Raw genomic sequence first — 9,739 nt, 5'->3', positions numbered from 1 at the left:
TTGTTTGCTGTGCACTTTTTTTTGCTTTCACCAAAAAAACAAACGGCACAGGACTTTACCCATGCCGTTTCGGATTTCATTTTTATTCCTGTTCTTGTCTTTGAGCTAAACTAAATGACATTGCCCCTCGAGGAGCCCTTTGATTCTTGCCATTCGGCATCGAATGTCATTCCTTGCTTACATCCCATAGTCTTTGCGCAAGGTTGCCAGCTGCTCTAAACAACGCTCAGACCAACGCTTTAAGCGATCTAATCGCTCCATCTCTACTCCTAAAGCCGTTTGAAGGGATTCACGGTACTCCGGAATCGCTCCTGTGTAAGGATGAGCAGTTTGAGTCGGTACCCATACCTTCTCAGTGTAGGATAAAGCTCTGCGTTCATGAAACATGGCTGCATCAGGATCATAAGGATTATGCAGATCCCCCTGCGTGGGATGCTGCAGCACTGCAAGCACCTTAACCAATAACCGTCGATCATCCCGATCCACTGTTTCTCCGACATAATCTCCAGTCTTATAGGTCATTTTTACAATATCAGATATTTTCTGAGTTTCATCCATCGTAATCTTTTCCTCCTTTGCATTGTTTCTTATTATTGTACCACTTGTTACGCGCTCTGCTTCAGCGTAATATGGAAGTAGGTAAAGTGGAGGATCATTTCTTATGCGTAAAAAAAGAGTTCTGCTGCTTTCCGAAGGATTCGGTACCGGACATACGCAAGCCGCATATGCGCTAGCGGTCGGATTACGCCAGCTTTCACCGCGGATCCAGACGCGTGTAATTGAGTTGGGCACCTTTCTAAATCCCGTTATCGGCCCGCTTATTTTGTCCGCTTATCGCAAAACCGTCAGTAAGCAGCCTAAGCTGGTCGGAAAGATGTATAGAAGCGGTTATCATAAATCATTAAATCGAATGACTCAGTTCGCATTACATAGATTATTCTACAATCAAGTAGCTGATGTCGTACGCCAATTGAAACCAGACTCTATTGTCTGCACCCATCCATTTCCCAACGCGGTCGTAAGCCGCTTGAAACGCCTCGGGCTGGATGTTCCTTTGTATACCCTTATAACGGATTATGATGCCCATGCGACATGGACCAATCCGGAGGTTAATACCTATCTGGTCAGCACGCCTGCCGTTCGGAACAAGCTCATCGCACGCGGTGTGCCTCCAACTTCTATAGAAGTAACGGGTATTCCTGTTCACCCTAATTTCTGGCATCCTCATGACAGAGCAGAGATTCTTGCTCAGTTCCAGCTGCGGGATATGCCTACTGTTCTAATCATGGGTGGAGGCTGGGGTCTTCTTTACGGGGAAGAGCTTGTGGAGCATATGGCCGCCTATACCGACCGGATACAGCTTATTCTCTGTATGGGTAATAACGAGAAGGCTAAGGAAAAGCTCCTGTCCGATCCGAGATTCCAGCACCAGAATGTCCATGTGCTAGGTTTTACGAAGGAAATTAGCAAGCTCATGGATGTCTCTGACCTTCTTGTCACGAAACCTGGCGGCATGACTTGCACCGAGGGAATGTCGAAGGGGATTCCGATGCTCTTCTATGAGCCAATCCCCGGCCAAGAGGAAGAGAACGCCGAATATTTCGTCAACCAAGGCTTTGGCGAATTAATGACGAATACCGAAACGATCGACCGCTGGTTCCGATTAATTCAAGAGCCATATGCGGCTTACCGTCATCGGGATACTTTGCTTGCTTTACGCAATGCAGAGTATCACCCTGCGAAGTGCTCAGAGGCTGTACTCGCTTTAATGGAAAAGGGGGATTAGGATAACATCCTGATCCCATCATCATTCACGCAATTAAACAAAAACAAGCACCCAGCCACGATTGTGGCAAGGTGCTTGTTTTGTTTTGTTTTGTTTTCATGGAGGATGGCCGCAATTCCTTAAAGCGCACTCCCGCCATATAAGAAACGATATTCCCAATGCTTGCCGGCAATGCTATCAACACGAACGCCGCCGGAGGTTTTGGAGTATGTCTGCAGAATTTGTCCATCTCCCAAATAGATACCTACATGGGTGATCCTTTCAGAGAATGGGCTTTTATTGCTATAACTTGATTCTCTCGTCCCTTTGTAAGACATGAAGAACATCAAATCTCCACGTTTGAGAGAATTCCAGTTCGTCGTTACTGGGTTCTTTTCCTTGACGTAAGTCCCTTGCTGTCTCGAATCCGCTGGAAGAATAATATTTAAGGCATCCTTAAAGGCTTGACGCACGAAATCCGAGCAATCGAACGTTGTGGTCGTATTGCGGTCTGACCTAAACTCATAAGGAGTCCCCAGATACTTCATACCTGCTGTGATTACCATCTCCACTTGCTGACTTGCAGCCGGCACAACGGGTTCAACTGGCTTTGCCTCCTGCGGAAGCGCTCCTGTCACCCTCACATATTGGTCTTGCGAACTAACATATCCGGAAACGCCTTTCGAATCTGTAGCTGCGTACCAATAGCTATTGACCGTCTTAGTGATGACAATCTGCTCATCCCTTTGCAAGTAGCGGATACGGTCGCCGCTTATAGACGGCTCAGTACGAAATGATACCGAGCTGACAACAACGGCATTAGCACTCGTTAAGACAGGCGATGCTATTAAGTCAACGTATTTATCATTTGAGGATATGTAACCGACATTGCCATCCTTATCTCTCACCTTAATCCAATAATTATTCACTACTTCCAGCACAGACACCGATTGCCCTGCCTTCAAATATTTCAGAACATCCGAGGATGTACTTGGAGCACTGCGAAAGCTGACCGATGATACGATATTGGCACTACCTGCCGTGGAAGCATTCGTAATAGCCGGAACGGAGACGAATAACATTAACGATGCAATTCCAGCAATCAGTTCTTTTCTCAAGCTTTACGTCCTCCCTGGACTCAAGTATAGGAGCTAGTTTTCTCCTTCTTGTCCATTATAGGGGGACAACGCTTTATTTCCATCGGCCGCCAATCCCAGACGCTATTTCCTCTATGGGAAAAGAGTTCCAGATATATATAGGAATAAAGTACGGGAAGCCCCGCCATTCGCGTGGAAAGCACGGTGTAAATAGGGATTATTTACCACAAAACTTATCACTAATTGCCGTTTATAATCACCTTTTGTTGGGTAAATGCTAATTATTCCTGCGCAACCATTAATTGCACTGTTCCTCCAGACCTAGTCGCGTTCCTAATTTTTAAGGAGAAACGACTATGTTGTAGACATTGAATATACAAAGAGATCGCTCCTTTGGCATGGTTGGTGGTACTTCCATTTACCAAAAAGCGATCTCTTTTTGTACAGGTCTATGCCTCTGAATACTCACTACGAAGCAACTAGGTGCAAAACTACCACTAATTCCAATTCAAAATCCCAGTATGGAGCATCTAGTGGTAAATGTGCTTCTAAATAATCTACATTTACTTCGAATCAGTGTTCTGATGGCGAAATAGTGGTATGAATGCTGCTATATCCCTCTATAAAGCAGAACCCGAGAGTTTTAGTAGCACATTTACATCAAATTTAATCATCCTTCACCAAATTCAGCAAAGTTCCTCCCTCGCCACCGTGAGAACAGCAAATGAAGTTTATTCGCTCCTATTCATTGGATAAGGCATTTTTCGCCGGTCACTACTTATGGGCCAGCCCTTCTGTCTTATTAAACTCCTTCAGGAATCAAGCGAGCACGAAGCTCCTGTACCTCAGGATGCTCCAGGTATTCGTCGAACGTCATCATCCGATCAATGATTCCGTTTGGTGTAATCTCAATGATCCTATTCGCAATCGTCTGCATGAACTGATGGTCATGAGAAGTGAAAATAATTGGGCCGTCAAAGTCAATTAATCCGTTATTGAGCGCGGTGATAGATTCCAAGTCTAGGTGATTCGTCGGTTCGTCCAGCAACAGCACGTTACCGTTCGTAAGCATCATTCGGGAGAGCATGCAGCGAACCTTCTCGCCTCCGGACAAGACTGACCCCTTCTTCAATGCTTCGTCTCCCGAGAAAAGCATGCGTCCAAGGAAGCCACGGATGAAGGACTCATCCGGATCCTTGGTATATTGGCGTAACCAATCGACTAGGTTCAAATCATCGTTAGCGAAGTAAGAAGCATTTTCCTTAGGGAAATAGGCTTTAACAGCCGTTACGCCCCAATTAACTGAACCCGCATCAGGCTCACGTTCTCCGACGAGAATTTGGAATAGCAACGTCTTCGCGTGGCTGTAAGGCCCGACTAATGCTATTTTATCACCTTTGTTTACCACAAAATTGACGCCATTCAAAACCTTCTCTCCATCAACAGAGGCTGTAAGGTTATCAACGGTAACAACCTGCTTACCGACTTCACGCTCCGGCTTAAAGTTGATGAAAGGATATTTACGGTTAGAAGGCCGGATATCATCAAGCGTAATTTTGTCGAGTGATTTCTTACGGCTTGTTGCCTGCTTAGCTTTAGATTTATTCGCGGAAAACCGCTGAACGAACTCCTGCAATTCCTTAATCTTGTCTTCCTTCTTCTTGTTCTGATCCCGCATAAGCTTCATAGCCAATTGGCTAGATTCATACCAGAAATCATAGTTACCGACGTACATTTGAATCTTTCCGAAATCGATATCCGCGATATGCGTACATACTTGGTTCAAGAAGTGACGGTCATGGGATACGACGACAACGGTACCTTGATAACCTGCCAAGAAATTCTCCAGCCAGTTAATGGACACAAGATCCAAGTGGTTGGTAGGCTCATCGAGCAGTAAAATATTCGGGTTACCGAACAATGCTTGTGCGAGCAATACGCGAACCTTCTCGTTCCCGTCGAGCTCAGCCATCTTCTTTTCATGCAGCTCAGTCGTGATACCTAGGCCGTTAAGCATGCCAGCAGCTTCACTCTCGGCTTCCCAGCCGTTCATCTCAGCGAATTCTGCTTCCAGCTCTCCCGCACGCATGCCGTCCTCATCTGAGAAGTCTGCTTTCATATAGATGGCATCCTTCTCCTTCATGACCTTATAAAGCCGATCATGACCCATGATAACGGTTTCCAGCACATTGAATTCATCGTATTCGAAATGGTTCTGCTTAAGAACCGCAAGACGCTCACCAGGGGTAATGAATACGTCGCCCGAGCTAGATTCTACTTCCCCCGACATGATCTTCAGGAAAGTAGATTTCCCAGCTCCGTTGGCACCAATTAAGCCATAACAGTTGCCGGGTGTAAACTTAATATTAACATCTTCGAACAGGGGGCGTTTGCCAAAACGCAGGCTTACGCCTGATACGGTAATCATGAGTCTGATCCATCCTTTACTTGGGATTTTCTAAATTATTTTTTTCAAAACGCATAGTTTCTCCATGCTGCAGCAAAATAAGCTTCTCATGAGTAATGCCTTGCTTAATTCGAGCCGCCTCAAGGCGTGCCAAAGCTTCAGCCGGAGTATCGTCCGAAAGCTTGAATGCACCGTAATGCATGGGAACGAAATATTTCGCTTTCACGTCCAAGAATGCTTGCAGTGCTTCTTCCGGACTGACATGCTGAGAAGCCATGAACCATTCAGGATCATAGGCTCCAATCGGCAGCAGGGCAATATCGATATCAAATTTGCGCCCGATCTCGCTAAAACCGCGGAAATAGCCGCTATCTCCTGCGAAATAGATCGTCGGACCGTGATCGATCTGCAGCACCCAGCCGCCCCAATGGGAAGTATTCATATCCCAGGGATTACGACGTGTCCAATGCTGGGCAGGAACGAAGGTAAACTTAACGCCGTGGAACGAAGTATCCTCCCACCAATGCAGCTCTTTCGATTGCAGAAAGCCGCGCGTGATCAGTTTTTTCCGTAATCCAGCCGGTACGATCATCTTCTTAGGTCCTCTTAGCTTACGCAGAGATGCGACGTGCAAGTGATCATAGTGGGAATGGGAAATAAGTACAACATCAACCGACGGCATGTCCGATAATTCTAGTCCGGGCGGTGCCAGCCGTTTCTGGAATGCCATCCTTCGTGCCCATACCGGGTCTGTGACAATGTTGAGGCCTGCCATCTGAATGAGAAAAGTGGAATGTCCGATCCACGTGATTGATGGCTCGCTACGGTTATGCTGCAGAAATCGAAGATCAGGAGCCACATTAGGTACGCAATCATTGTAACCCTCTTTGCGCAGCTTACGTAACCGATCCTCGCGCCACCGGTCGAATTGATCCTTCGATGCTTTGCCCGCACCGACGGAATCCAAGTTGCCGAAGCGTCTTCTTAGCATGAAATCCCTCCGATGATGTACTTATGTATACTATAGCAGGAAACGCCGAGATGTACCAAGGTCATTAAGAAAAAGTGCTCATTTATAAGTGAGTTATTACTTAAAGTTACCCCCCTTAGCAGCATCATAATCCGCTCTCTTGACGATATCCCCATCATATAGAACTATTTTACACAACTTCACCATGATTTTTGGCAAAAAGAGGACGATTGCGGTATTGTGGAATAAAGAACAGAAAGTGAGGGGTTTTCTATGAAGTTATTATCCATTGAGCCTACCCCAAGTCCTAATACAATGAAGCTGAACGTCGATGTTCGCTTAGATCCCGGAGTTCGCCTTAATTACGGCAGAGGGGCTGAAGCTGCAACACCTCCGCTTATCGCCAAACTACTCGAGGTTCCGGGAGTTAAAGGGGTATTTCATACATCCGATTTCCTGGCAATCGATCGCAAAGGAAACGCAGACTGGGCCGCCATTCTAGACGGTGTGAGAGAAGCCTTCGGGCAAGCCGGCGAGGGGGCAGCCTCATCTTCCGGTCCGGAAGCGGACGGTTTCGGTGAAGCGCATGTCCGGGTGCAGGTATTCCGTGGCATCCCGATGCAAATTCGCGTGCGAAGCGGCGGGCAGGAACATCGGGCTGCCTTGCCTGCGCGATTTACGCATGCCGTTTCCGAAGCGGCGGGTTCTACGATGATAAGAGAACGCAAGCTTGAGGAGTTAGGGGTGCGTTATGGCGAGCCTCAAGAGGTGTTGGACGAGATTCAGCGAGAGCTGGAAGCCGCATATCCCGAATCGCGGCTGCAAGACTTGATCGCTCAGGCTCAGGCGGCAGGTCCTGAAGCTGCTCCTCCCGCGCCTCCCGCTCCATTAACTGGAGAAGTGGTCATGCAGGCTCTGGAATCCGACGTTTGGCAGGAGCGATATGCGGCACTGCAGAGGTTGAAGCCAGGAGCGGACGATTTGTTCGTAATTGCGAAGGCGTTGAGTGACAGCCAGATGTCCGTGAGAAGGCTGGCCGTAGTCTATCTTGGGGATCTGAGAACGCCAGCATCGTTGCCTTATCTATTCAAAGCGCTTAAGGATTCTTCCGGATCGGTACGCCGGACTGCGGGCGACACGTTATCCGATCTCGGTGATCCAGCGGCAATTGGGCCAATGATCGACGCGTTAACGGATTCCAACAAGCTTGTTCGTTGGCGTGCCGCTAGATTTCTCTATGAGGCTGGAGATGACTCTGCATTAGAGGCTCTGCGGACGATAGCGGGCAGCGAGCCTGAATTCGAGGTAAAGCTTCAAGCGGAGATGGCCGTTGCCCGCATTGAACGCGGTGAAGAGGCTGCTGGATCCGTCTGGCAGCAGATGACCCGCATGCGGGAGCAAGAGAATTAAAAAAAGAGCAAAATAAAAGGCTATCTAGCGGATTGCTCAGTTGTAACGCAACCGTAATATAGCTTTCATCTTCTCTTCATGTTAGGGGGTTACAATACATACATGACCCCCCTTTTTTATATACTTTGAGGCTTGCGGCTCGTTGCCGCAAGCCTCCTTTTTTTGATCATAATTTACGATATCAGCCCTGCTTTCACCAACCCGTTTCGAATACCGCCCTCGTCTACGTGACTGGTTACGTAATCGGCATACGGAAGCAAATCCTTATGAGAATTGCCCATAGCGATTCCTAGACCGACAAATGCCAACATCTCTTTATCGTTCAACCCATCACCGAAAGCCACCGATTCGGCGGGCAATATTCCAAGCAGATCAAGCATCGCTTCGATTCCTTGAGCCTTTGAGCCCCCTGCCGGCAGCACATCCATAGCGTATGGATGCCATCGGATTAATTTCAATTCGGAAACAAGCTCTTGATATAAATGCTCCTCATGGCTCTCACAATGAAGGAACACTTGAAACACATCGTTAGTTTTCCAAAACTCGGGATCATATCCCGGAAGTTCTACTTTCAAAGATGCAACGGACGAATGTACGAAAGGATGCTCGATTGTATCTGAAAAATAGGAATGCTCGCCCTCAAAAACTAGCGAGTGTTTGTGTCTTTTCGCTACTGCAACCAAAGATTCTAACCTTTTCTTTGATAACACCCGTCTGTACAATGGTTCTCCGCGATAAACGGCATATGCTCCATTCAAGCAGACGAATGATTCAATTTCCAGTTTCTCGGCCAGCGGCTTTATGAAATAGGGGGCTCTGCCTGTTGCGATAACGGGCTCAATGCCGTTTGATTTCAAAGCGTGAATAGCCTCTATCGTATTTGGCGGAACCTCCTTATCTTCATTTATCAGCGTTCCGTCGATATCAAAAAAAACAATTTTGTATGACATTCTTGTGTCTCCTATTCATCTACTCTTTGTAATGAAACCGTAATATAGCTTTCATCTTCCCTTCATGTAAAGGGGTTACAATACATACATGACCCCCCTTTTCAATAATATATACTTTGAGGCTTGCGGCTCGTTGCCGCAAGCCCCCTTTTTTTTTCACTTCAATAGTTGAGCTCGGAAAAAGGATTTCACTGCAGGCCAGAAGGCTGGATCGCGATCAGATGCACTGTGACCTTCGGAATCTACGAATAGATGAGGCAAATCTGGAGTTCGGGATAATACATGGTTAAGCTCAGTTGGCGGGATGTATCCGTCTCTGCGGGAGTGGACAAGCAGGACAGGAACTCGAAGATTCCGAGAGTTGGTCTCCAATATCTTGACGGGATTCGCTCGTTTTATCATCGAGCTGGGAATTCGACTGCGCCAAACCATCATGCGCGGAAGCAATTGAGCAAGCGGAAACTGCGGAAGCTTCCTTCGTTTCAGCTCGGCCCCGATCATGGTCGCGAACTGCACCGGCATCGAATCCGTGACTAGCGCGGCAATTGGAGCCTTCTCTTCCATGGCGAGCACTGCCCCGAATGCACCTAGCGAGTGGCCCAGCACACCGATGCGTGCCATATCAACATCCGGACGTTTGCGGAGCCATTCGAAGGCTGCAAGCAAATCGTTACGGAATTGCAGGCCATTAGGGGTCTTGTAATATTCGCTGTCCCCATGGCTGCGGGCGTCGTACATTAAAATCGAATATCCCTCATCATACAAAGGCAATGCATACCGGAGCACGCGTGAACGATTAGACCCCCAACCATGAGCGATAATTATAACTGGAACAATAGACGAGGCGTCACTGCCTGAGGGCTGCGTTAGAAACCAACCTCTTACTGTTTGTCCGTCGCTCTTCCAATCGACAGTCTCGAAGGGAACTGGAGGTTCGGTTTCATTCGGAAGCAATCGGGGCCGCTGTGCTTTGATCGTTAATCCGTACAAAGCCGCAGCTGCGCTTCCGGTCACCGCACCGACACCGCCAACCATCCATCCGATAAAAGACATGCTAACATTACCTCCAACTCGCACTGTTCTTGTAAGCTCTATATTACCCTTATAGTTGGTAATAATCGAGTAAGAGAGAGTGATTTG

Annotated in this window: 8 protein-coding genes; 2 read left to right on the top strand and 6 right to left on the bottom strand. The window is 47.5% G+C overall.

Annotated elements, in window-relative coordinates; translation table 11 throughout:
• Positions 1-177: 177 nt before the first annotated feature.
• The gene (kapB, locus tag ACESLK_RS21365) at positions 178-558 is read right to left on the bottom strand and encodes a kinase-associated lipoprotein KapB (RefSeq protein ID WP_373231734.1); all 381 of its coding nucleotides are present in this window, start codon (positions 556-558) and stop codon (positions 178-180) included.
• Between the two features lie 103 nt (positions 559-661).
• Between kapB and ACESLK_RS21360 the strand changes: the two genes are divergently transcribed.
• Complete coding sequence (locus ACESLK_RS21360; protein WP_373231733.1) at positions 662-1,786, top strand: MGDG synthase family glycosyltransferase; 1,125 nt, start codon at positions 662-664, stop codon at positions 1,784-1,786.
• A gap of 119 nt (positions 1,787-1,905) precedes the next feature.
• Here the strand turns inward: ACESLK_RS21360 and ACESLK_RS21355 are convergent, their stop codons facing one another.
• From ACESLK_RS21355 to ACESLK_RS21345, 3 genes are all read right to left on the bottom strand, one after another.
• Positions 1,906-2,883: a C40 family peptidase gene (locus ACESLK_RS21355; protein WP_373231732.1), complete on the bottom strand. Its 978-nt coding sequence runs from the start codon at positions 2,881-2,883 to the stop codon at positions 1,906-1,908.
• A gap of 781 nt (positions 2,884-3,664) precedes the next feature.
• Entirely contained in the window at positions 3,665-5,290 is a 1,626-nt protein-coding gene (locus tag ACESLK_RS21350) for an ABC-F family ATP-binding cassette domain-containing protein (RefSeq protein ID WP_373231731.1), read from the bottom strand.
• 16 nt (positions 5,291-5,306) lie between these two features.
• On the bottom strand, positions 5,307-6,260 hold the full coding sequence (locus ACESLK_RS21345; protein ID WP_373231730.1) for an MBL fold metallo-hydrolase: 954 nt from the start codon (positions 6,258-6,260) through the stop codon (positions 5,307-5,309).
• 252 nt (positions 6,261-6,512) lie between these two features.
• On the opposite strand from ACESLK_RS21345, the gene ACESLK_RS21340 reads away from it, so the two are divergent.
• Positions 6,513-7,649, top strand: a complete 1,137-nt coding sequence (locus ACESLK_RS21340; protein ID WP_373231729.1) for a virulence factor — start codon at positions 6,513-6,515, stop codon at positions 7,647-7,649.
• Between the two features lie 173 nt (positions 7,650-7,822).
• Here ACESLK_RS21340 and ACESLK_RS21335 read toward each other — a convergent pair whose 3' ends face one another.
• Both ACESLK_RS21335 and ACESLK_RS21330 read right to left on the bottom strand, forming a co-directional pair.
• A complete protein-coding gene (locus ACESLK_RS21335; protein ID WP_373231728.1) occupies positions 7,823-8,599 on the bottom strand; it encodes a Cof-type HAD-IIB family hydrolase in 777 nt (258 codons plus the stop codon).
• A 156-nt stretch (positions 8,600-8,755) separates the two neighbouring features.
• Positions 8,756-9,652 carry an alpha/beta hydrolase gene (locus tag ACESLK_RS21330; protein WP_373231727.1) on the bottom strand — a complete coding sequence of 299 codons (897 nt, stop codon included), beginning with the start codon at positions 9,650-9,652 and terminating at the stop codon, positions 8,756-8,758.
• Between the last annotated feature and the right edge of the window lie 87 nt (positions 9,653-9,739).

Origin of the sequence: Cohnella sp., assembly GCF_041640265.1 — a bacterium.
Lineage (GTDB): Bacteria > Bacillota > Bacilli > Paenibacillales > Paenibacillaceae > Cohnella.
This window is presented reverse-complemented; position numbering and strand designations above follow the sequence as displayed.

Bases quoted from the DNA above. Each gene is read 5' to 3' on its own strand.
- kapB (WP_373231734.1), bottom strand. From the start codon at position 558: ATGGATGAAACTCAGAAAATATCTGATATTGTAAAAATGACCTATAAG.
- ACESLK_RS21360 (WP_373231733.1), top strand. From the start codon at position 662: ATGCGTAAAAAAAGAGTTCTGCTGCTTTCCGAAGGATTCGGTACCGGA.
- ACESLK_RS21350 (WP_373231731.1), bottom strand. From the start codon at position 5,290: ATGATTACCGTATCAGGCGTAAGCCTGCGTTTTGGCAAACGCCCCCTG.
- ACESLK_RS21345 (WP_373231730.1), bottom strand. From the start codon at position 6,260: ATGCTAAGAAGACGCTTCGGCAACTTGGATTCCGTCGGTGCGGGCAAA.
- ACESLK_RS21340 (WP_373231729.1), top strand. From the start codon at position 6,513: ATGAAGTTATTATCCATTGAGCCTACCCCAAGTCCTAATACAATGAAG.
- ACESLK_RS21335 (WP_373231728.1), bottom strand. From the start codon at position 8,599: ATGTCATACAAAATTGTTTTTTTTGATATCGACGGAACGCTGATAAAT.
- ACESLK_RS21330 (WP_373231727.1), bottom strand. From the start codon at position 9,652: ATGTCTTTTATCGGATGGATGGTTGGCGGTGTCGGTGCGGTGACCGGA.